The organism is Flagellimonas sp. L-11, assembly GCF_056857735.1.
In genome coordinates this window covers 1-21,319 of the sequence record NZ_JBSXNR010000053.1, presented here as the reverse complement: position 1 = coordinate 21,319, position 21,319 = coordinate 1, and the positions used below count along the sequence as shown (strand labels likewise).

At 42.1% G+C, this 21,319-nt stretch carries 21 protein-coding genes and 1 pseudogene; 8 read left to right on the top strand and 14 right to left on the bottom strand.

Annotated features, from left to right (window positions below; translation table 11 throughout):
• The first annotated feature begins 46 nt into the window (after window positions 1-46).
• From AC13CC_RS08155 to AC13CC_RS08140, 4 genes are all read left to right on the top strand, one after another.
• The gene (locus tag AC13CC_RS08155; RefSeq protein WP_482876141.1) at window positions 47-472 is read left to right on the top strand and encodes a hypothetical protein; all 426 of its coding nucleotides are present in this window, start codon (window positions 47-49) and stop codon (window positions 470-472) included.
• Entirely contained in the window at window positions 469-1,890 is a 1,422-nt protein-coding gene (locus tag AC13CC_RS08150; RefSeq protein WP_326278218.1) for an SDR family oxidoreductase, read from the top strand. The genes AC13CC_RS08155 and AC13CC_RS08150 overlap by 4 nt, the downstream gene beginning before the upstream one ends.
• A gap of 298 nt (window positions 1,891-2,188) precedes the next feature.
• Entirely contained in the window at window positions 2,189-3,703 is a 1,515-nt protein-coding gene (locus tag AC13CC_RS08145; RefSeq protein WP_482876143.1) for a peptidase associated/transthyretin-like domain-containing protein, read from the top strand.
• Between the two features lie 138 nt (window positions 3,704-3,841).
• On the top strand, window positions 3,842-4,027 hold the full coding sequence (locus tag AC13CC_RS08140) for a hypothetical protein (protein ID WP_326278220.1): 186 nt from the start codon (window positions 3,842-3,844) through the stop codon (window positions 4,025-4,027).
• A 197-nt stretch (window positions 4,028-4,224) separates the two neighbouring features.
• Here the strand turns inward: AC13CC_RS08140 and AC13CC_RS08135 are convergent, their stop codons facing one another.
• The 5 genes from AC13CC_RS08135 to AC13CC_RS08115 all read right to left on the bottom strand — a co-directional run bounded on the left by AC13CC_RS08135 (window position 4,225) and on the right by AC13CC_RS08115 (window position 8,160).
• Window positions 4,225-5,583: an FAD-dependent oxidoreductase gene (locus AC13CC_RS08135; protein ID WP_482876145.1), complete on the bottom strand. Its 1,359-nt coding sequence runs from the start codon at window positions 5,581-5,583 to the stop codon at window positions 4,225-4,227.
• Between the two features lie 276 nt (window positions 5,584-5,859).
• Window positions 5,860-6,408, bottom strand: a complete 549-nt coding sequence (locus AC13CC_RS08130; protein WP_014033409.1) for a ClpP family protease — start codon at window positions 6,406-6,408, stop codon at window positions 5,860-5,862.
• A 76-nt stretch (window positions 6,409-6,484) separates the two neighbouring features.
• Window positions 6,485-7,312, bottom strand: a complete 828-nt coding sequence (locus AC13CC_RS08125) for a mechanosensitive ion channel family protein (RefSeq protein ID WP_482876147.1) — start codon at window positions 7,310-7,312, stop codon at window positions 6,485-6,487.
• A gap of 26 nt (window positions 7,313-7,338) precedes the next feature.
• Entirely contained in the window at window positions 7,339-7,530 is a 192-nt protein-coding gene (locus AC13CC_RS08120; RefSeq protein WP_293167584.1) for a hypothetical protein, read from the bottom strand.
• Window positions 7,531-8,160 carry an RNA polymerase sigma factor gene (locus AC13CC_RS08115; protein WP_482876149.1) on the bottom strand — a complete coding sequence of 210 codons (630 nt, stop codon included), beginning with the start codon at window positions 8,158-8,160 and terminating at the stop codon, window positions 7,531-7,533.
• A gap of 86 nt (window positions 8,161-8,246) precedes the next feature.
• Between AC13CC_RS08115 and AC13CC_RS08110 the strand changes: the two genes are divergently transcribed.
• Complete coding sequence (locus tag AC13CC_RS08110) at window positions 8,247-8,936, top strand: hypothetical protein (RefSeq protein ID WP_326278224.1); 690 nt, start codon at window positions 8,247-8,249, stop codon at window positions 8,934-8,936.
• 265 nt (window positions 8,937-9,201) lie between these two features.
• On the top strand, window positions 9,202-10,644 hold the full coding sequence (locus AC13CC_RS08105; protein WP_482876151.1) for an ATP-binding protein: 1,443 nt from the start codon (window positions 9,202-9,204) through the stop codon (window positions 10,642-10,644).
• Between the two features lie 87 nt (window positions 10,645-10,731).
• Here AC13CC_RS08105 and AC13CC_RS08100 read toward each other — a convergent pair whose 3' ends face one another.
• The 3 genes from AC13CC_RS08100 to AC13CC_RS08090 are packed head-to-tail and all read right to left on the bottom strand — an operon-like array spanning window position 10,732 to window position 13,705.
• On the bottom strand, window positions 10,732-11,880 hold the full coding sequence (locus AC13CC_RS08100; RefSeq protein ID WP_482876152.1) for an MFS transporter: 1,149 nt from the start codon (window positions 11,878-11,880) through the stop codon (window positions 10,732-10,734).
• Between the two features lie 33 nt (window positions 11,881-11,913).
• A complete protein-coding gene (gene kynU, locus AC13CC_RS08095) occupies window positions 11,914-13,182 on the bottom strand; it encodes a kynureninase (protein ID WP_482876153.1) in 1,269 nt (422 codons plus the stop codon).
• A gap of 58 nt (window positions 13,183-13,240) precedes the next feature.
• The gene (locus tag AC13CC_RS08090) at window positions 13,241-13,705 is read right to left on the bottom strand and encodes a GNAT family N-acetyltransferase (protein WP_326278228.1); all 465 of its coding nucleotides are present in this window, start codon (window positions 13,703-13,705) and stop codon (window positions 13,241-13,243) included.
• Between the two features lie 66 nt (window positions 13,706-13,771).
• On the opposite strand from AC13CC_RS08090, the gene AC13CC_RS08085 reads away from it, so the two are divergent.
• A complete protein-coding gene (locus AC13CC_RS08085; protein ID WP_326278229.1) occupies window positions 13,772-14,413 on the top strand; it encodes an O-methyltransferase in 642 nt (213 codons plus the stop codon).
• Here AC13CC_RS08085 and AC13CC_RS08080 read toward each other — a convergent pair.
• The 6 genes from AC13CC_RS08080 to AC13CC_RS08055 form a co-directional block, all read right to left on the bottom strand.
• Entirely contained in the window at window positions 14,379-14,951 is a 573-nt protein-coding gene (locus tag AC13CC_RS08080; protein WP_482876155.1) for a phosphatase PAP2 family protein, read from the bottom strand. The two genes, AC13CC_RS08085 and AC13CC_RS08080, sit on opposite strands and share 35 nt — an antisense overlap.
• 6 nt (window positions 14,952-14,957) lie before the next feature.
• Window positions 14,958-15,233 (bottom strand): Sec-independent protein translocase subunit TatA/TatB, encoded by a 276-nt coding sequence (locus tag AC13CC_RS08075; RefSeq protein WP_482876157.1) that lies wholly within the window; start codon window positions 15,231-15,233, stop codon window positions 14,958-14,960.
• A gap of 77 nt (window positions 15,234-15,310) precedes the next feature.
• Window positions 15,311-17,629 (bottom strand): M1 family metallopeptidase, encoded by a 2,319-nt coding sequence (locus AC13CC_RS08070; RefSeq protein ID WP_482876158.1) that lies wholly within the window; start codon window positions 17,627-17,629, stop codon window positions 15,311-15,313.
• A 60-nt stretch (window positions 17,630-17,689) separates the two neighbouring features.
• The gene (locus AC13CC_RS08065; protein ID WP_482876159.1) at window positions 17,690-18,208 is read right to left on the bottom strand and encodes a DUF6702 family protein; all 519 of its coding nucleotides are present in this window, start codon (window positions 18,206-18,208) and stop codon (window positions 17,690-17,692) included.
• 214 nt (window positions 18,209-18,422) lie between these two features.
• A complete protein-coding gene (locus AC13CC_RS08060; RefSeq protein WP_326278236.1) occupies window positions 18,423-19,223 on the bottom strand; it encodes a carboxypeptidase-like regulatory domain-containing protein in 801 nt (266 codons plus the stop codon).
• Entirely contained in the window at window positions 19,220-19,960 is a 741-nt protein-coding gene (locus tag AC13CC_RS08055; protein WP_482876160.1) for a carboxypeptidase-like regulatory domain-containing protein, read from the bottom strand. The genes AC13CC_RS08060 and AC13CC_RS08055 overlap by 4 nt, the downstream gene beginning before the upstream one ends.
• A 224-nt stretch (window positions 19,961-20,184) precedes the next feature.
• Between AC13CC_RS08055 and AC13CC_RS08050 the strand changes: the two are divergent.
• A pseudogene (locus AC13CC_RS08050) lies at window positions 20,185-21,319 on the top strand (hypothetical protein); the annotation flags it as partial.

Sequence of the window (21,319 nt, the reverse complement as noted above, 5' to 3'; positions counted from 1 at the left end):
CACACCTTTACCCGAACGGTCCGCTTTAATTTGATTAATTTTAAGTATGCTATTGAACGTCTCCTACTCCAACAAAGACATAACCAAAAAAATTGACGAAGCCGTAGGCAAACCCATGCCCATAAAAGAACGTTTTGCCATGGGTGGCATCGGTTCACCCAAATTGCACATTACCGAAGCCAGTATCGACATTTATAACCTGCTCGTTTTGGACAGCAGCACCAATACCTGCAATATTGAAATTCGCCCCAATGGCATCATTGTTCGGTTCCGTTCCCGCTTGGAAACCTATGGTCTTGTTATACCCTATTACAAATTGAATGTTTACAAAGGAGACATTGGCATTTACTCCATTTATATGGATCACTATTTTATTAAAGTACGTTCGGATACCAAGGCCATCCAGCGGTTTTTTCAGAAATTATTGGACCATCGAGCGGACAATCTGCCCACCAATCTTGAAGATTTATGAAAATATTGTTGACAGGGGCCAATGGCTACATTGGGATGCGCTTATTACCCAAACTTTTGGATATGGGCCACCAGATCGTCTGTGCTGTTCGTGATGAAAAAAGATTATCGGTCGATACCAAGACACGTTCCAAAATCGACATTGTGGAAATTGACTTTTTGGACGAGCCCGAAAAACAAAAAGTACCCGCAGATATTGATGCTGCCTACTACTTGATCCATTCCATGACCTCTTCGGTCACAGATTTTGACGAAAAGGAGGCGCAAGCAGCCAAAAACTTCAATGCCATTTTGGAGAACACCCAATGTAAACAGGTAATTTATCTCAGCGGTATTGTCAACGATAAAAAACTATCCAAGCACCTGAGTTCACGAAAAAATGTGGAAGAAATCCTCTATAAAGGTCCTTTTGACCTTACCGTGCTGCGCGCCGGCATTATTGTAGGTTCTGGCAGTTCCTCTTTTGAAATCATCCGTGATCTCTGCGAAAAACTGCCCGTAATGATCACGCCAAAATGGGTGCTTACCAAAACACAGCCCATCGCCATTCGTGATGTGATCCAGTTCTTAACCGAAGTTTTGGGCAACAAAGATACTTACGACCAATCTTTTGATATTGGCGGACCGGACATTCTTACCTACAAGGATATGTTGCACGGCTACGCCAAGGTACGCGGTTTTAAAAACTGGATTTTCACCGTTCCTGTTATGACACCCAAACTATCCTCCTATTGGCTCTATTTTGTCACTTCCACTTCTTATAAGTTGGCCATGAACCTCGTGGACAGCATGAAAATGGAGGTCGTGGCCCAAGACAATCGCCTACAAGAAATGTTGGGGATTGAAACCCATACTTATGAAGAGGCCATTGATTTGGCTTTCAAAAAAATTGAGCAAAACCTCGTAATAAGCAGTTGGAAGGACAGTATTGCCAGCGGACAGATAAAAGAAGACCTTGAAAATTACATTCAAGTACCAAAATACGGCGTGCTTCAGGACAAAAAATCCATCCGTATTAAAGATGAAGATGTTGTTTTGGAAAACATTTGGCGCATTGGTGGCGATAATGGTTGGTACTATGGCAATTGGTTATGGAAAATCCGTGGGTTTATGGATAAATTGGTCGGTGGTCCAGGACTGCGCCGTGGACGTACCCATCCCGATAAAATTTTTCCAGGCGACGCATTGGACTTTTGGCGGGTATTGTTGGCCGACAAAAAATCCAAACGCCTGCTTCTTTTTGCCGAAATGCGGACCCCAGGTGAAGCTTGGTTGGAGTTTAAGATAGAGGACGGAGTGCTATACCAAACCGCAACCTTCCGACCTAAAGGCTTATTGGGGCGATTGTACTGGTATTCCGTCCTGCCCTTCCATCTTTTTATTTTTGGGAACATGATCCGGAATATTGCTAAAGGCTAAGGTTTCCTGTTATTTTTAAACAAATGACACCTGTCACATCGAGCGCAGTCGAGATGTCTTGATTTGTTGGTCATCGTTTCCTGACAAAAGATTTCTCGCTTACCCCTTCAGCTCCACTCAGGACACCAGCTCGAAATGACAATCATACTGACCACAAGGCTGTTAAAATACTATTAAGCCTCGTGTGCGATTCCATTTTTCTTCGCACTTTGTCACAAATTCCCTTGTGGTTCGTCTAAACAACAGGCAAACTTACCTCCCCAAAAGGAGTCTTACTAATGTAACCATACATAAAACCATGTCCGTTAAAAAAACTCTTCTCCTTACCGTATTCACCGCTTTGGTGGGTTTTCCCCTAGTTGCGCAGACCGTGAGTTCCCGCTTGGTCGATGCCAAGACCCAAAAAGGGATTCCATACGCCACCATCCAGTATGGGGAACGCCAAGGTGTAATCACTAACGAGGAAGGTCGCTTTAGTTTTGTGCTGAAAGAGGGCACTACCCTGCCCGACTCCATCTACGTAACCTCTATGGGATACGAGAAAAAAGGCTTCACTCTGGGGCAAATGCAAGACAGCTTGGTGGCTTTAAATGCAAAAGCTATTGAACTGAGCGGAGTTTATGTTTTTGACAAGGAACTGGAAGTGGACGACATCATTGAAAAAATGATAGAAAACATTCCCCAGAATGTAAACAAAAGCCCTGTAAAACAACGGTTTTTCCTTCGGAAATCAGAACTGGCCAATATGCACAAGGTGGATTTTGGCTTTGAAAAATCATCTATAAAAGAACTGAACAAGGAATTGATGGACAGCATTGCTAGCTCCGTTCCAAAAAATGCATCCCATTATACCGAGAGTTTCGGCGACCTCTACAAAACAAACACGGATTACAAAATCAACATCATTAAAGCGGCCGACCTATACGACAAAAGGGAGGTAGGTTCTTTTGAGGACTTGGCCGAGCACATGGAGGAAATCTTCAAACAGAATGTAAAACCTGGCTCCTACCTAAAAATCAAATCCGGTATTTTTAGCGAAAAAATACAAGTAGACTCTATTTTGGACACTATGGATGATGAACGGATAGATCAAGTAAAAAAAGTAAAGGCACAAGTGAAAAAAGATAGCGTTTCGGGCTTGGTGGACAGCCAGCGTTGGCAGTTCAAGGAACTATTGAGCCAACTGTACTATAAAGAAGACACCAAACTGGACTTCGTGGACAAAACCCGTAGATACGAGTTTAAATTAGCGGGTTATGCCGATATTGGCAACGATGGGGTTTACGTAGTGGACTTTTGGCCCAAACGAAGTAGTGCTGATTTTAAAGGGCGCCTTTATATAAATATAGAGGACTTTGCCGTAATGCGACTGGATTTTGCGAACACTCAGCGTTTGCGAAACTTTAGACTATTGGGCATTACCTACCGCGAAACGGTATACAAAGGCATCATGCGTTTTGCCAAATTGCCCAATGGCAAGTACGACCTTCAGTTTATGGATTTGTCCGATGGCAAATATTTTGGGGTGGACCGCCCCCTAAAAGTGGTGGAAAAAAATAAATATGTAAAGGGTCGCCGCAAGCAAAACGAACTGAAGCTGAACATTGATTTTCGTATGAACATGACCAACAAATGGGAACTGGTGGTGTTTAACCAAGACGACATTTCCGAAAACGAGTTTAAAACCTTTACCGAAGACAAAACGGTTCGGGCCACTTATATGCCCCGATACAACCCCGAATTTTGGAAAGGATATACCATTATGGAACCCAACCAAGCCATCCGCGGGTTTACGGTTGAGGAGGAGGACTAGTTATAAGTTTCTGGTTTCTAGTTCACATCACAAATTTGTGATAAAGGGACTTCCAAGGCTTGACTGATTCGATTTTCTTTTCTACTTGTCATTTATGACATGTACCAGACGCAGCAAAACGCTTTTCTTGTTCTTGATATGGAAAAAGACAAGTTATTTAGCGAATGGATCATAGACCATTACGGCTCTCCTGAAAAACTGGCCCAAATTTTAGAGTCAGGGATTTTTATGTTGTTCTTTTTAGAACAAGACACCTTCTCCCACAGGGAGGTGCAGGATATGGCAGAAGCAATCAGGGGGATTATGGCTGGGTTGAGGGAGTGAGATGCAAAGCATCGATGGAGAAATCTCAGCTAACCACAGATTTCTCACATCCGTTCGAAATGACAAAAGAAAATTAGTGCAATTCCTGCCCCGGCAGGCGGGCGTGTCAAACTACTACTAAAAAAAATGTCTCAACTGCGCTCGACATGACAACCAATAAAGAGAGAGAGGTTTTTCGCTATGCTGAAAATGACAAATTAGGGTGCTTTATTGTCTGTTAAGAGTTCCAAGATTTTGTCTTCCACTTCCTTGGAATCCCATTTCTCTTCAACATTGGGAAGTTGCATTACTTGCCGCATAATTTTCTCTTGCATATCGCCTATGGCGAGCGCTTCGGCATAGGGCCTATCAGAAAAAGTGACCCGGCTATATACCGGCACCCACTTCTCCGGATGCTTGGCAGCAAAATGTTTTTCAATCTTTTTTTGCAGCAAGAACTTTGCATCGGCTGTTTTGCTGCTCATTTCCACAAAGTTTCTGTAACTCAGTTCGGCAATTGCATCGGCATTGGGCTTACGCTCTTGTTCATATTCGGAAAAGATGGCCTCCCAATCATCCCCATGTTTCTCCATTAAGTGATTGAGCACGTAGATATCCTCAAAACCGGCATTCATGCCCTGTCCGTAAAATGGCACAATGGCATGGGCGGAATCGCCTACCAAGGCCACTTTGTTCCAATACGTCCAAGGGTAGCATTTCATGGTGACCATGGCACTGGTCGGGTTATTGAAAAAATCCTTGGTCAAATCCTCAATTTCTTTGCGAACATTGGGAAAGTATTTCTTGAAAAATTCACGGGCCTGATCTTCGGTCTCGATACTTTTAAAAGAGACTTCTCCCTCAAAAGGTAAAAACAGGGTACAGGTAAAACTACCGTCAATATTGGGCATGGCGATGAGCATAAACTCACCTCTTGGCCAAATATGGAACGAGCTATTGTCCAACTTATGGGTGCCATCCTCATTGGCAGGTATGGTAAGCTCTTTGTAGCCTACATCAATAAAGTTCTGGGAATAATTGAACCTACTTTGGCGCTGCATTTTGTGGCGTACCCTTGAAAAGGCTCCATCACAACCAAAAATCAAGTCAAAATCATACGCTTTCCATTCACTTTTCTCGGTTTCCCCTGTGTAGATTCTAGCTTCGGGCAGATCAACATCCCAAACTTTTTCATTAAATCGGAACGAGGCACCCTCACCTTCGGCCAAATCAATCATCCGTTTGTTGAGAATCCCCCGTGAAATAGACCAAATGGCCTCCCCATCTTTCCCATATTTCTGAAAATAGACAGGTTTATCGTTCACATGCATCGCACGTTTATCGAGTGGAATTGCTATTTCCTTGATTTTTTTCCCAATGCCCACTTCATCCAGAGAGCGCCACCCCCTATTGCTCATGGCAAGGTTGATGGAACGTCCGGAGAACTTGATGGTCCTTATATCGGGTCTTCTATCGAATACGGTAACCGTATGTCCGATTCTACGTAAATAAATTGCTAAAAGGGAACCCACCAATCCGGAACCGATGATGGCTATATTTTTTGGAGTCTGTGCCATAGATGCCCAATGGGCGAATTCTGATTAAACGGCTAAAATACGGAATTTTAATTTTTTATGTTCGCGCATTTCCCTTCCAAATCTCCTTACTGTGCAGGTTTTGCACTTTTCTGTAAAGATATGGTTTGGACTGTTAAGAATTTTTAACATAAGCGTGTAAACCTTGGCTCCAAATGTTACCGTATATATATAAAATATTCCGCTTCGGCGCCTATATATAAAAAGTCCTTCACAAACCATTGCGAAGGACTTTTCACTTTTATGGAATTGATTACCTTATTTTAGGATTTCATCCACAATACCGTATTCCACAGATTCTTCTGCACCCATCCAATAATCGCGATCAAAATCCTTCATGACCTTTTCAAAAGGTTGCCCGCAGTTTTCCGATAAAATTTGGGCGCCAAGTTCTTTCGTTTTAATGATTTCCTTGGCCTGAATTTCAATATTGGAGGCTTGCCCTCTTGCTCCACCGCTAGGTTGGTGGATCATGACACGGGCATGCGGCTGAATAAATCTTCTGCCTTTTTTCCCTACCGATAAAAGTATGGACCCCATAGAGGCAGCCAAACCGGAACAAACCGTGGATACCGGGCTTTTTATCTGTTTAATGGTATCATAAATGGCAAAACCAGAGGTTACATACCCTCCCGGGCTATTGATAATCAATTGAATTTCTTTATTGTTCAGCATATCCAAATAGAGTAACCTATCTATTACGTGCTTCGCAGAATCATCATCTACTTGGCCCCATAAGAACACTTTGCGGTCCTCTAACAGTTTTTCTTGGATCAACTCTTGAACTTTTCCTTTTTTTGAACTCATTTTTTAGGTGTTGTAAGACTTCAAAAATAATCAAATTCCAAGGAAGTTTCCGCACTTGTCCATCACAATACTCGGATTATGGTTTTATCTCCACTTTTTGTGAAACCACATCTTTGATCGGAATCACAAATTTGCTCTTGTGGGTTTCCAAAGTAAGACTGTTATTATCTATGGCCTTGATGGTTCCCTCATCATCACCAATAACTATTTTATCGCCTACCATATAGGTTTTTCGTGTGTAAAAAGACCTAAGCAGGTCTGCAACAATTTCCCTGGAACCCAATCCAACGCCCAAGGCAAATGCCAAAAGAAAAGACCCCAAGATCAATGTTATGTTGTTGGTGATTATGGTTGTATCCACCCCAGCTTGGTTCAATGCCGTGATCGACATAAATATTACAATCACATAAAAAAACAGGTTGCTCACCAGGTTGGAACCACCGAATTCGAGGGAGTCAAAAAGTCGCTTAATGGTTTTCTTTACACAGTTGCCAATGTAGAATCCTACCATTAGAAGTGCAAGTGCACTAAAGAATCGGGGTAGGTAATGTAAAAGGTTGCCTATTTCCTGGGATATGATCTTCCAATCCAAAATATCTGCCGCCACAATAAGAAAGACCAGGATCAAAAACCACCGAACAAACCCCAATATTATTTTGGTGAGGTCTATTTTAAGGCCGCCTTTTCCCGTTACGTCCATTCCGTTTATTTTATCGTTCAGTACTTGTATTTTGGCTAGTTTGAGGATTTTCCTGAATAGGAACATTACAATCTTAATAACGATCCAACCTAAAAATAAAATAACAATTGCCCCCAGAATTTTTGGAAAAGCCAATGCTATCTCTTTGCCCATGCCCGACAACGAGTCGAGGGTCACATTTTTCCAATCATTGATAGTCTCCATAGTTGATGTTTATTTATAGTGTTCTGTTAGTTGTTTTCGCCCAAGGTTTTGAATAGTTTTCGCAAAGCACCCCCCAAATTGATAGAGAACAATGAAGCCATGTCCATGATCAGCTTTGCCGCAGCAATGTCGTTCATCACTTTTTGCTTCATTTCGGGCGGAGCCTCGTGCAGGGAGGCCTCCAGCTCTTTAAATGGGTTTTTGTGTTTCTTTGCCATCTATTCCAGGGTATTATAGATTTCCAATAGTCGCTCCTTAGCTCTTTTAAGCCTCATCTTCACCGCGCTCTCCCCTATCTCCATTAAACTGACCAGTTCCTTTATGCTGGCGCCATCTTGATATTTCAATAACAAAATGGATTTATCTTCGACCGAGACAAGCTCCAAGCACTTTTTGAGTTTATCCGCTTTCATTTCGTATAAACTCCCATCGGGCACTTCTTCGGTAAGTTTATGTTCGGAAACTTCAACCTGTACGGATTGGTCCTGTATTTTCAGTTGCTTGTTCCGATTTACATAGTTCACACAAAAATTATAGGTAAAAGAATACAGCCATGTAGAGAACTTCGATTTCCCTTTAAAGGTTCGAAGTTTGATAAAAAGTTGGAGGAACACATCCTGTGTCAAATCCTCCGCCTGGTCAGCAGATTTTGCAAATCCGTAACATTTGTTATAGACCATTTTCGCATAGCGGTCGTACAATTTCCCGAATAGCATAGGGTCATTGTCCGCCACAATCTGTTTCACTAATTCCTCATCAGAAAGATGCACGTATAAGTCTTCCTTTTCCAAAAACGCTTTGTCGGGTTTACTTACAAGTATTAGAAACAGCTTTTTAAAAAAGGTCACTCCAAAAACAGGTTTATTTGGCCAGGCTTTTTAAAATGGGGCGCAAATTAAAAGATTTTCCTAGTATATTTGATTAAAAACCAGATATGAAGACCCATTACATCGTTGGACTGTTCGCCTTTTTATTGATTTCCGCTTGCAAAACAGATTCCAAAAAACCCGAAGCAACTTCCAAACCCTCCGAAACTGAAAAAACCGTTCCCGAACTAATCGCAGAGGCGCACGGTTTTGACAACTGGAAGGATGTTGATAAAATCACTTTTACCTTCAACGTAGATAGGGATTCCATGCATTTTGAGCGTAGCTGGCATTGGGAAACCAAAACCAACACGATTACCTCCATCTCTGGAGCAGATACCTTGACTTATAACCGTGCAAACATGGATAGCATTGCCCTAAAAACCAATGGAGGTTTTATTAACGACAGGTACTGGTTGATGGCTCCCTTTAATTTGATGTGGGATGCCAACAACTATACTTTTGAACACTTCCCGGAAGTAACCGCCCCCATTAGTGAGGAGCCCATGCAAAAATTGACCATTGTATATGCCAACGAAGGTGGCTATACTCCTGGTGATGCATACGATTTTTATTTTAAGGACGACTACATTGTTCGGGAATGGGCCTATCGCAAATCCAACCAAGAAGAGCCGAACTTGGTATCCACTTGGGAAGATTATGTGGATATGGAAGGCATTAAACTTGCCCAACAACACAACCGCCCCGAAGGTGGCACAAGTCTTTATTTTACAGGGCTTTCGGTGAGGAAGGAATAGAATTCTGGTTGTATTGGGTTAACAAGGCTCAAAAAATATTTTTAAGGTTTGCCCACACATAACTGAACGATGGTGTGATGCATCTTTTATATCCGTAATTGAGGGTATAGTGATTAAAATATCGCTGTAAACAAGTTGTGTTTTATTTGCAAAATTAACTTCATTTTCTATTTTTTTATGCTTAAAAAATATTTTTTTGTATAAATAGACAGATTTAATTCTGTTTATTTTACATATTTTTGTTGAATTAAACAGAATTTCTAAAATGGCAAACCTTATTCCAACAGAGAAGATTATTGAGAGGCTTCGCTATGAAAACCCATGGTGGGTAACCAAGGATATTCCTAAGACATATAGTTCAATGTCAAAGAGACTATATTTTGATCTCTTTTACCCCTTTGTTCTTGAAAGGAGTGTAAAAAGAGCTTTGGTTCTGATGGGGCCAAGGAGAGTGGGTAAAACAGTGATGCTATTCCACTGTATTGGAAATCTAATTGAAGAAAGTATAAACCCGCAAAAAATCTTCTTTATAGGAATTGACAATCCCATCTATGTGAATTTAAGTTTAGAGGATATTTTAACGCTCTGTAAGGAGTCTTTGGCTCTTGAAAATCTAAATGGTTGTTTTGTGTTTTTTGATGAAATACAATATCTGAAAGATTGGGAAAGACATTTAAAAGTTTTAGTGGACTCATATCCTGAAACAAAGTTTATTGTATCGGGATCAGCCGCGGCTGCCTTAAAATGGCATAGCACGGAAAGTGGGGCGGGAAGGTTTACTGATTTCCTTTTGCCCCCATTAACATTTCAAGAATATATTCATCTAAAAAAGTTGGATCATTTAATTTATGAAGGTGAGATTCAATACGGAGATAAGGACATACAATATTGCTTAACTCATGACACTAAAGAGCTGAACAAAGAGTTTGTACATTACTTAAATTTTGGAGGATACCCTGAAGTTGTGTTATCAGAAAAAATTCAAAGTGATGTGGGCAGATATGTCAAGAACGATATAGTAGACAAAGTTTTACTACGAGATTTACCGAGTTTATATGGAATTAAAGATGTCCAAGAATTAAATAGATTTTTTACATACATAGCCTATAATACAGGTAATGAGTTTTCGTATGAGACAATGTCAAAGGAAAGTGGTATTCAAAAAGATACTTTAAAAAAGTACCTTGAATATTTGGAAGCAGCTTTTTTAATTAAAGTTTTGAACAAAGTTGGAATAAACGCAAAAAGATTAAAAAGAATCACAAGATTCAAAGTTTACCTAACAAACCCATCCCTTAGAACTGCTTTATTTTCCCCAATAACTGAAACTGACCAAGAAATGGGGAACATGGTAGAAACCGCTATCCTTTCCCAATGGATGCATAGAGAGCAATTGGACTTAACATATGCAAGATGGAAAGAAGGTCGAAAAGAAGGAGAAGTAGATCTTGTTTTAGTAGATGACAAAAGCTACAGACCAATTTGGGGTGTTGAAATTAAATGGAGCAACAGATTTTATCACAAACCTCAAGAGTTAAAAAGCCTTATAAGCTTTTGTAAGGAAAATAACTTTGAATCAGCAGTAACAACCTCTATTGATCAATTGGGATCAAAAGAAATTCAAGAATTAAAATTCACATTTATACCTGCATCAATTTATGCCTACAACATTGGTGAGATTACATTAAAATTGAAAACAAAAAATTAAAAAAAGTAAGGACAACAAGGTATCTAGTCCATACCCTCGGGATACCCTCCATACACAAAACCATTATCAAACCCAATAAAAAACAACTCACCTCCCCCTCCTACCCAGAAAAAAAGTAATCCCCAAAACCATAAGGGCCATGCACAACAGCAATACAAAACTATAGTTTAAGGAAGCACTTTCTGCGATAAATCCAAGAATTACTGGCCCTAACAAAAAACCGATATACCCCGAACCTGCGATAAAAGCCACCCCTTGGGAGGAATCCACCCCCTTTACATTACCACCTATTCGGAACAATTCGGGAACAATTACCGAGAATCCCAATCCATTAAAAGCAAAGCCAATAATGGACCAAGTGGTGTTTTGCGTCAGCACCAGAACAAAACCAATGGCAGCGATAAAAGCACCCAGCCCCACTATTTTAATGGGACCTATTTTGGCACTGATGCCATCACCAAGAAATCGCCCTAACGTCATGGTGGTGGAAAATGCCAAAAATCCTGCTCCGATGAGCAACTCTGGGGCCGTGGTCATTTCTTTGAGATAGAGCGCACTCCAGTCGATTATTGCACCTTCACTTCCAAAGGAAACAAACCCGATAATGCCCAAAAGCAATAAAGGTTTAAATAGTTTTAGGCTAAAAGGTTCCTTTTCCACGGGTGCGGCCACTATGTGGACATAATGTTTTTTTAGAAAAAAATTGATGGCAAACACCAAAACCACGGTGACACCCATGTGCAGCACAGGGTTTCCAATCACGGGAATCAAGAAGCTGCCCAGTCCCACCAAAATACCGCCCAGACTAAAAAAGCCGTGGGCTGCGGACATAAAGTTCTGTTTATCCTCCTTTTCAATTTCGGTGACCAAGGTGTTTATGGCGATATCGATAAAACCGTTGCTGGCCCCAAAAAGGTAGAGGCCTGCCATCAACAAATAATAATTGGGTGCCATAAGCGGCAGCATGGCCGTTACAGAAGCAAATAGCACCCCATACCAAGATGCCCTGCCAACCCCGAGTTTGTTGATGATTTTGGAAGCTACCGGAAAAATGGTGAAAACCCCAAGGGACAAACAAAATAGGGCTATACCCAAATCGGCCTTATCTATATCCAATTTTTCCTTTACCGTGGGGATATAAATGGCCCAGGTACCAAACCAAATATTGATGCTGGTAAACACCCATGCCACCCCAAAATATCTCGGTTTGGATAAAATAAGCCATAGGGATTTCATATGCTGGTAGAGTTTGGTTGGTAAATTAATTGGTTATTTGTCCTGTATGCCCGCTTTCAAAATCTGTCCAAAACGGTACATATCCCCATACGAACAATACAGGGGAGCAGGGGCCAACCGGATAACGTTGGGTTCCCTCCAATCGGTAATGACGCCTTTTTTCATTAAATAATCAAAGATGGATTTTCCCTCCCCGTGCAAAAACACGGAAAGTTGACAACCTCTTGCCTCAGGGGTAATGATTTCGAAGGTGCTGTCCACCTCCTTGTCAATCTCATAAAGCACAAACTCCAAAAAGGCCACAATGGTCTTTTGTTTTTTGATCAGGGCATCCATTCCAACCTCGTCAAATATTTCCAAGGATGCCAAATAGGGGGCAATGGAAAGTATGGGCGGATTGCTCAACTGCCATGCATCTGCAGTTTCTATCGGGTCGAACTCGGGCTTCATTAAAAAGCGGGTCTCTTTTTTGGCACCCCACCATCCTTCAAAACGGGGGATATCTTCCTTTCCCAAATGTCTTTCATGGATAAAGATGCCCGATGCGTTCCCAGGGCCACTGTTCATGTATTTGTAACTGCACCACGCAGCGAAATCAGCGTCCCAATCGTGCAGCTTCAGTTTAATGTTTCCTACCCCGTGGGCCAAATCCCAGCCTACAAAAGCACCTACGTCTTTTCCTGCTTTGGTGATGGCCTTCATATCCAATACCTGGCCATTGTAGTAGTTTACGCCACCCATCAACACCAAGGCAAGCTCATCCCCAACCTCATTGATTTTTTGTATAATGTCCTCTGTACGCCACGCATGTTCCCCATCCCGCTTTTTTACTTCAACAATGGCATCTTTCGGATCCAATCCATGAAAGCGCACCTGACTTTGCAACATATATTGATCGGATGGAAATGCTTTTTCCTCACAAATAATTTTGAAGCGTTTTTCGGTAGGTCTGTAAAAAGATACCATCAACAAATGGAGGTTTACCGTTAGGGTATTCATTACCGAAATTTCTTCAGGTTTGCCACCCACCACTTTGCCTAAGCCTTCAGCAAGTCTTTCGTGATAATCCCACCAAGGTTTATCTGCATAAAAATGCCCTTCTACGGCCAATTCCCGCCAATCTTTCATTACCTCGTCCACAAACTTTTGGGTGCGTTTGGGTTGAAGGCCAAGGGAATTTCCCGTGAAATAGATCACATCCTTTCCATTTACCTGTGGATAGTGAAACTCGTTTCTGTAATGAGCCAATGCATCGGAAGCATCGAGCTCTTTGGCAAATTCAAGCGTATTTTGGAACGTCATTCTTATTTTGGTTTGCTTCAAAAATACGATTTGTGAAAGTAATCCTAGGAAAAGAAAATTACTCCAATCGCATTTCGATGATGTGCTTTTTAAATCCTACTTTTTCATACGCTTTAATGGCCGGTTGGTTTTCATTGTAGACCGTCAATCTAATTTCTTTAAAACCTTGATTGTGCGACCATTTTTTGAGTTCTTCCACAATCATGGCATTGATTCCTTGCCCCCTGAAATCTCCATCGGTGTACATAAAGCCCAGATAGGCGTAAAATTCATGGTCTAAATAATGCCTGGCCTTTTTGGGAATGGCATAGCCCGAGGCCACAATTTTACCACCGACCTCAGCCACCACAACATGGGATTTGGGGTCTTGAACCATCTCCCCAATATCGTAATAACTAATGGGCCCTTCTTTTATGGTATCGTCAAAAGGTCGTTCGGTCTTTATGATCTCCTGTTCAAAATCCAGCAGCACGGGAAGGTCGTCCAATGTTGCTGTACGTATGTTTACCTTTGGTAACGTCATGGAATGCTTTTGCTTTTAGAAATATTCCAATGTAGTTCTTTTCTATATTTTTGCGAAAAATATCTCATGCATTTCCTTTCACCAATTTTGGAGAGTTACATTGCCAATAGTTCGGAGAACGAACCCGAATTGTTGCAGGAACTTACCCGTGAAACCCATTTAAAAGTGGTTCAACCCAGAATGATCACGGGGCATTTTCAGGGTCGGGTTTTGAGTATGCTGTCCAAAATCATCAATCCCAAATATATCTTGGAGATAGGCACTTATACGGGATATTCTGCTCTTTGTTTGGCCGAAGGGCTTCAAAAAAAGGGCGAACTGCATACCATTGAGGTAAACGAAGAGCTCCATCAAATACAGCGAAAGTATTTTGATAAAAGTGGGGTCGGGCCTCAAATCAAACAACATATTGGAGATGCTTTGGAAATTGTTCCCAAACTGAACCAGACCTTCGACCTTGTTTTTATTGATGCGCAAAAGGTGAACTACGATGCTTATTTTGAGGCGGCGATTCAAAAAACAAATCCGGGCAGTGTGATTCTATCGGACAATGTACTGTGGTCCGGAAAAGTGGTCGAACCCATACAGAAATCGGACAAGGCCACTGCCGCACTATTGGAATACAATCAAAAATTAAAAAATGACCCGAGAGTGGAAACGGTTTTACTTCCAATTAGGGATGGACTGACATTGAGTAGGGTGCTATAAAACGTTGGTACAGCCAATAAAAGAGCCAACCGGACAACAAGCCCACTACCATGCCCACCAAAATATCGATTGGGAAATGTACCCCCACATAAATTCGGCTCAGGGCAAAGAGTATGGGCCAAATAAAAAAAAGTATGGTCCATTTCACTTTTTTTCTCAAAAACAGAAACACCAACATGGTTATGGAAAACGAGCTGGAGGCATGGCCCGAAAAAAAGCTATAATCCGTTGGGGTCTTTAGAATACGTATTAGGGTGTTGATTTCCTCGGTATTGTTGGGACGCAATCTAGCTACGGATATTTTGGTGACATGTGTGACAAGGGTAATAAAAACAGCTAAGCCCAACACGGTCAAAAATTTATGTAAGGCTTCCTTTTTGGGAAATTTTATAAAAAACAATATTAAGAAAAGGATAAAAAGGGGGATCCAAGTAGTGATATTGGTCACGGTGGACCAAAACAGATCGTATTTCTCTATGCCCAGACCATTGAGATAAACAAAAGTGTCCCTATCCCATTTGAGCAATTTTTCCAACATAGGAACCTATTTCTTGTTGAGGTCTCGTTTGATGGAGCCGGAAACTTCGTTCACGTTGTTTTTCACATCATCGATTTCCTTACGGATATTTTTGGTGAAGTCCGTGTCCACATCAGTGGTCTTTTGGATTTCACGCTTAATATCGTCCGTGGCGTCCTTGAGTTGACGCATTCCTTTACCGAGCCCCTTGGCTATGCCAGGAATCTTATCTGCTCCAAATACCATCACCACGATGAATAGGATGAAAAAAATCTCAGCTCCGCTAATGAATAGAAATTGCATGGCACAAATATAATCAGAACTTGGTTTCAAAATAAAAAAAGCCTCGTTATTTAACGAGGCTCTTAACATAGTTTATTTTACTTATCTCCTTTGATATTTTCCTTGAATTTATCAAAGTCTGATTTTTCCTCTTTCTTGGGCCAAGCATTGTTGGTAGTATCAATATCCGCGGTTTCCAATTTTGGATCTACTACAATTCCCACCAATTCTTTCTCGGTAGCCATCACTCTTTTTACCTCGGCATCGTTCTTTCTCCAAATTTCTGGAGGGTACGTAACATTCTCCGTGGTACCATCCGCGTAGGTGTACTCTACGATCAATGGCATAGGAATACCTCCTGGCTTATCAAAAGTGATCTCATAAAAATACTTTGGCTCTTTAACCTGGGCTCTTTCGGCCTCGGTCATGTTGTCCATCATAAATTCCTTAAGGTTCTGGGAAGTCTCGGTCGGGGATTTTCCTTTTAGCTCTGGGGAAAAATCCTCGCTGTCCTCTTCGGCCAAGTATACCAATGGTGGAAGGTCGGCCTCGGTAAGGTTCCTGTCGGCCATGTATTTTTCCATTTCCTTGGTGGGCTTGTTGGACACGTAGTATTTTTTAACGCCCTTTACGCCTATGTCAACATAGTCAGTGGTGTAGAACCATCCTCTCCAATACCAATCCAAATCCACAGCTGAAGCGTCTTCCATGGTACGGAAGAAATCCTCTGGGGTCGGGTGCTTGAACATCCAACGTTGTGCGTAGGTTTTGAAGGCATGATCGAACAATTCCTCGCCCATAACAGTTTCCCTAAGAATGTTTAGGGCTGTTGCTGGTTTACCATAGGCATTTGGACCTAGTTGATACACGTTTTCCGGGTTTGACATGATGGGCGAAATATAACTTTGATCACCGGCCATGTAAGGAACTATTTTAGCTGCTTCCCCTCTTCTTGAAGGGTATTTTTCGTTGGGAGCGATAACATCTGGGTTGTTTTTCCCAAATTCCTGCTCTGCCAAATACTGCATAAAGGTATCCAAACCTTCATCCATCCATCCCCACTGACGCTCATCGGAGTTTACGATCATTGGGAAGAAGTTGTGACCAACTTCATGGATGATCACACTGATCATTCCGTATTTTACCCTATCGGAATACGTACCATCCTCGTTTGGACGTCCGTAGTTCCAGCAGATCATTGGGTATTCCATACCTTGGTTTTTGGCATGTACGGAGATGGCCTTGTGGTAAGGGTAATCAAATGTGTGTTTTGAGTATGTTTTCAAGGTTTGTGCAACAGCTTTGGTTGACTGTTCCTCCCAAAGTGGGTTACCTTCTTTAGGGTAAAGCGATACGGCCATTACATCTTTGCTTCCGATTTTAACGGCTTGCATGTCCCAGATAAACTTTCTGGATGTTGCAAAAGCGTAATCCCTAACATTGGTTGCCTTGAACTTCCAAGTTTTGGTATCGGTAGCGAAACCTTTTTCGGCAGCTTCCGCTTCTTCTTGGGTTACAATTAGTACTGGCTTGTCGTACGATTTTTTGGCCTGCTTGTAGCGCTTCATCATTTCTTTGGAGAAAACCTCGTCACGGTTTTGAAGCTCACCTGTAGCATCCAAAATGTGGTCTGCAGGAACGGTAATGCTCACATCATAATTACCAAATGGCAGTGCGAATTCTCCACTTCCCCAGAACTGATGGTTTTGCCATCCTTCCACATCGCTGTACACCGCCATTCTTGGAAAGAATTGCGCAATTACGTAGGCACGGTTTCCATCTTTTAGAAAGTACTCGTATCCCGAGCGTGCCCTGTTTACGGTATGGTCGGGAATATTGTACCACCACTTTATGGAGAAAGAGATTTTTTCTCCGCTTTTGAGCGGTTGGGGTATATTGATACGCATCATGGTCTGGTTGATGGTATAGGACAACGGTTTTCCGCTATCATCGGTAACCGATTCAATATTAAAACCGCCATCGAATGGCTCGCTGATGTAGGTTTGCGCGAAGTTGTCCGCCGTGTAGGCAATGTTCACGCCGTTACCATCGCGTAAGGGTGATTTAGAATCTTTGGCACGTACATTTTGATCTAATTGCACCCAAAGATATTCCAAATCGTCCGGGGAATTGTTATGGTACGTAATGGTCTCCTCACCGCTGATCTTTGCATTTTTATCATCCAGGTGAATGTCCATTACATAATCCGCCTGCTGCTGATAATAATCGGGGCCGGGCGCACCTGAAGCGGACCGGTATGTGTTTGGAGTTGAAAACTCCTCGTACAATTGTTTAAATTTACTTTGGTTGTAATGTCCGGGCTCCCGTTCTTCTTTAACGTCTGCCTCTTCTTGTGCCATGACCACGGCTCCAAAAAGGAACAACACGGAAGCTAAGCAATACTTGAATCTGTTCATTTTCTATCTGATTTTATAGCTGCGAAAAATAACATATTTTAACCAATTGTTAAGAATACGTCATAAGTTTAACATTCCTTTATTCTTCTCCCTGATGAGTACAAAGCTTTTTTTGTTGTTTTTCCACTTCACATGGACCACGTTTTTCTGTTCGTCGAACAAATCCGTAAGCAGTTCGTTCTGAACGGACATGGTTTTTACGTCGGATAAATCAACATTGGTAATTTCCAAATAACAGATGACCACATCGGTATCATACCTTTTTCCCAAAAAATTATAGGGAACGGGCTCTCCATCGAACTCCACTACAAACTTTGATCGGAAATATTTTTCGATATATTCATCGGCGATCTTGGATTCTTTCGGGGTAGCCAGCTTGGCCTCGATGCCATAGCGTTCCTTAAGGAGTTTGTCCAGGTCATCTATAAATATCCGACTGGTGATCTGGAAAGCGCTATCCTCCTCTGCGTATGCTATATTGGTAACGCTTACGTAGAATTTATGGGCGGATGAGAAAGACAAGAACAATAACATTACCAAAGGTAATACCATCATTCTTGCTTTTTTCAGTTTCATCATGTGTTATTAGACTTTAATTGTGCGACAATGTTACAGTTTTATGAAACCTTCTGCAATTTACCTGCCAAACTAATTTTAAAACATTTCGACTGCGCTCAATGTGACAAGTTCAAGCTCAAACATCAGATTCAAGAACCAAGAGCCAAGACCACAAAACAAAGGATAAGGTTACTGCCCACTACAAACTGACATCACACTTCCGACTCCCAAAAAATCAATCCAAATCGTTGTTTTCGCGGTAAGCGCGGCTTTTTTCTATCATTACATCCCATATCCTTAATTTATCCTGAGATTCCACCGCCGCCTGAAAAGCTTCGTCCACCTCGCAGAAATACATGAAATCATCAATTTTATCCATGGGGATTTTAAGCGTTGTCAAAAAAAGGGAATCCGCATAAAAACCTTGTACCCGTTGCGTTTGGGCGTAGGTCTTATCCACTTTCACCCTGTTCTTCAACATTTTGGTACGTCCCGTTATGGCATTGATAATGGGATCTAAAGGGGGGCTCAATAGCATCCCCACATTAAACTTTCCTGCCGTGGCCTGTTGCAGTTTCCGTTCGCTCTGCGTTGGCACTCGCCTATGGGCATTGGGCAAGTTCAAGGCCTCTGCGCTCACATCCTTTTCCAAGGTGACCCGATCTACATCGCGGGTAAGATCTCCTGTTAAATTATACGGGGTGACCACTACTTCCTTTAACTGGTTTACGAATTCCTGCATGGGAACCTCCACAAAGTTCGATTGATACAGCGTTTCGGTAACGGGCAGGGATTTCTTCAAAAAATGAACGGCGGAAAACACCAGCGTATCGTTTAAGCGCACCCTTATGGCAAAATTCCCATCAACATCGGTGATAACGGCGTCTTTTGTGGTACTGTTCTGGACCACCACGCCAACCACGTCCTCATCCGAACTGGTCACCCTTCCTTGCAGCACTTTGACTTTGCTATCTACTTCTTGGGAAAAACCCCAATGAGCGGCAAAACAAACCAATACAAGAAAGCATCGTTTCATTCCTCTTCCAAAGTTGCCAAAAAGTCCTTGCTTTGGGTCACCAGAAAATCGATCAACTGAAATTCGTTTTCCTTTCGGAGCAGCGTCTGGGAAGGTATTTTGTCATCACAATACAAGAGAAAAGCATCTATTTTGTCCTGTGGCAACTTTAGGTCCACTACAAAAAATTCGTCGTCGTACACATGTCGGAGCACTTCGCTCACCTTAAGCGGTGCCCTTTGTTGTCCGTTGACCTCCTGTGGCTTAAACAGCGCCTTAAAGATGTTTACGAAATTGAGTCCATCCTTCATACCCCGTGTTATTTGGGAATTGGCAATGTTTTCCACCTCGGTCCCCCTATCAATCCCATAATTGAACTCTTTAAAGTCCTCATTTTTTACCTGAAGGAACCTTTCTTGGTTTTCGGGGGTCACCACAACCTCGTCCAGTTCTTGTACTTTTTCGTCCACTTCGACCACCAAACGGTTGTTCGCCAAAATTTCGGGGGTAACGGTGACTACCTCCAATTGATAGTTTACCGCCGTAAACACCAACTGGTCACCCTCCTTAACCGCTATCATAAACTCTCCGTTATCGTCGGTAATGGTAGCTATACCGCTGGTGGAATTGATAACGTTCTCGTTAGGGACATTGGAACTCCTGTACAGCACCTTGCCCCTGAGCATTTGGCGCGAATCCTGTGCCATGGACCAGCCGGACACAAGCAAAGAGAACAATATCAAAAAAGCATTTTTCATTTCTACGTGTTTATTACAAGTTAAAGAAAACTTATGAAGATGATATAAAAAATTAAGCGGTTCTAAACTTTTGTTAATTCTGCATCATCGCGCATAGTTTAAATATACCAAAGTGGATTCCATTCACCCGTGAATTCCGTGTTTTGACGGTATTTATCAAAAAAATTAAAACATAAGTTTAGATTTGCTTTTTACGTTTGTAAAATCCTCAAATAACAAACACTGTGAAAACTTCAATTATCTACTTGATCACGGGCCTATTGGTGATCAACTCACTAAGCGCACAGGTAAAAATTGGCGACAGACCACAAAACCTGGATCCCGCCTCTGTACTGGAACTGGAAAGCACCTCCCGTGTTTTGGTCATTACCCGGGTAACCGATGTTCAAATGAACAACATTAGCCCGCTGCAAGGTGCCGTGGTGTACAATACCGACCAGGAGTGCCTGCATTATTACAACGGAACGGAGTGGATCAATATCTGCGAAGCACTGGACAACTCTTTTACAACCAGTACCCGAGCTGATTACTTTAGCACGGTCAATCCGGCACAATCCAAAGATAGCACGGTTGTCATCTCCCAAACCGAGAATGCCGATGGCAGTATCAATTATAATTATGAGGTAGGATTAATTAGGGGAGCCAATATTGTGAACACCACTATAAATGGTGACTCCAAACTCCAAAATGGCTCAGTCACAAGGACGAAATTTCAACCAGGAGAAAACCAAGGCGACTTAATGATTTGGAGAGGACAGGAATGGGCCTTGGTAAACGAATCTGAGTTAAATATTACTGAAAAGGACAGTATTGTAGGAAACGAATTCAACACCGTAAGTGCAATTGATGCTGGTATTTTCACTATCACTGATGGTGGAGGGGATTTGCAAACAAACTTTATTAGTGATGATGCCGATAATGATATCACCTCTGGTGGGGACGGAGCACTTTATTTTAACGAAACCCTCACAACGATCACCGACAACGGGGACGGAACATTGACCTATAACGACGAGGACGGAAACCCAACTAACATCGACCTTATCAGCAACGATGACGGCAACGATATAACCTTCGGAACCGACGGGGCACTGTTCCTCCAACAAGTGGCTGACAGCGTGGCCTTCGACACCTCTGTTTCAGGCTTCTCACAGACTACCGTACAAGGGGCCATCGACTCCCTGGCCACAAGCAATGCCGCCGACCTGGACATAGATTCCGAAAACGAACTTATCTCCACAAGCGATATAACGGAGGGAACCATAACCATTACCGAAGCAGGGACAGATTGGGACATCGACCTTATCAGCGACGATGACGGCAACGATATAACCTTCGGAACCGACGGGGCACTGTTCC

What these genes read in the sequence shown, in the direction of transcription:
- AC13CC_RS08090 (WP_326278228.1), bottom strand. Translation starts at nt 13,705, where the DNA reads ATGACGTTACCAAAGGTAAACATACGTACAGCAACATTGGACGACCTT.
- AC13CC_RS08140 (WP_326278220.1), top strand. Translation starts at nt 3,842, where the DNA reads ATGGAAAAAGACAAGTTATTTAGCGAATGGATCATAGACCATTACGGC.
- AC13CC_RS08070 (WP_482876158.1), bottom strand. Translation starts at nt 17,629, where the DNA reads ATGAACAGATTCAAGTATTGCTTAGCTTCCGTGTTGTTCCTTTTTGGA.
- AC13CC_RS08105 (WP_482876151.1), top strand. Translation starts at nt 9,202, where the DNA reads ATGGCAAACCTTATTCCAACAGAGAAGATTATTGAGAGGCTTCGCTAT.
- AC13CC_RS08080 (WP_482876155.1), bottom strand. Translation starts at nt 14,951, where the DNA reads ATGTTGGAAAAATTGCTCAAATGGGATAGGGACACTTTTGTTTATCTC.
- AC13CC_RS08150 (WP_326278218.1), top strand. Translation starts at nt 469, where the DNA reads ATGAAAATATTGTTGACAGGGGCCAATGGCTACATTGGGATGCGCTTA.
- AC13CC_RS08100 (WP_482876152.1), bottom strand. Translation starts at nt 11,880, where the DNA reads ATGAAATCCCTATGGCTTATTTTATCCAAACCGAGATATTTTGGGGTG.
- kynU (WP_482876153.1), bottom strand. Translation starts at nt 13,182, where the DNA reads ATGACGTTCCAAAATACGCTTGAATTTGCCAAAGAGCTCGATGCTTCC.
- AC13CC_RS08055 (WP_482876160.1), bottom strand. Translation starts at nt 19,960, where the DNA reads ATGAAAAATGCTTTTTTGATATTGTTCTCTTTGCTTGTGTCCGGCTGG.
- AC13CC_RS08145 (WP_482876143.1), top strand. Translation starts at nt 2,189, where the DNA reads ATGTCCGTTAAAAAAACTCTTCTCCTTACCGTATTCACCGCTTTGGTG.
- AC13CC_RS08125 (WP_482876147.1), bottom strand. Translation starts at nt 7,312, where the DNA reads ATGGAGACTATCAATGATTGGAAAAATGTGACCCTCGACTCGTTGTCG.
- AC13CC_RS08135 (WP_482876145.1), bottom strand. Translation starts at nt 5,583, where the DNA reads ATGGCACAGACTCCAAAAAATATAGCCATCATCGGTTCCGGATTGGTG.
- AC13CC_RS08110 (WP_326278224.1), top strand. Translation starts at nt 8,247, where the DNA reads ATGAAGACCCATTACATCGTTGGACTGTTCGCCTTTTTATTGATTTCC.
- AC13CC_RS08075 (WP_482876157.1), bottom strand. Translation starts at nt 15,233, where the DNA reads ATGCAATTTCTATTCATTAGCGGAGCTGAGATTTTTTTCATCCTATTC.
- AC13CC_RS08065 (WP_482876159.1), bottom strand. Translation starts at nt 18,208, where the DNA reads ATGATGAAACTGAAAAAAGCAAGAATGATGGTATTACCTTTGGTAATG.
- AC13CC_RS08120 (WP_293167584.1), bottom strand. Translation starts at nt 7,530, where the DNA reads ATGGCAAAGAAACACAAAAACCCATTTAAAGAGCTGGAGGCCTCCCTG.
- AC13CC_RS08130 (WP_014033409.1), bottom strand. Translation starts at nt 6,408, where the DNA reads ATGAGTTCAAAAAAAGGAAAAGTTCAAGAGTTGATCCAAGAAAAACTG.
- AC13CC_RS08085 (WP_326278229.1), top strand. Translation starts at nt 13,772, where the DNA reads ATGCATTTCCTTTCACCAATTTTGGAGAGTTACATTGCCAATAGTTCG.
- AC13CC_RS08060 (WP_326278236.1), bottom strand. Translation starts at nt 19,223, where the DNA reads ATGAAACGATGCTTTCTTGTATTGGTTTGTTTTGCCGCTCATTGGGGT.
- AC13CC_RS08155 (WP_482876141.1), top strand. Translation starts at nt 47, where the DNA reads ATGCTATTGAACGTCTCCTACTCCAACAAAGACATAACCAAAAAAATT.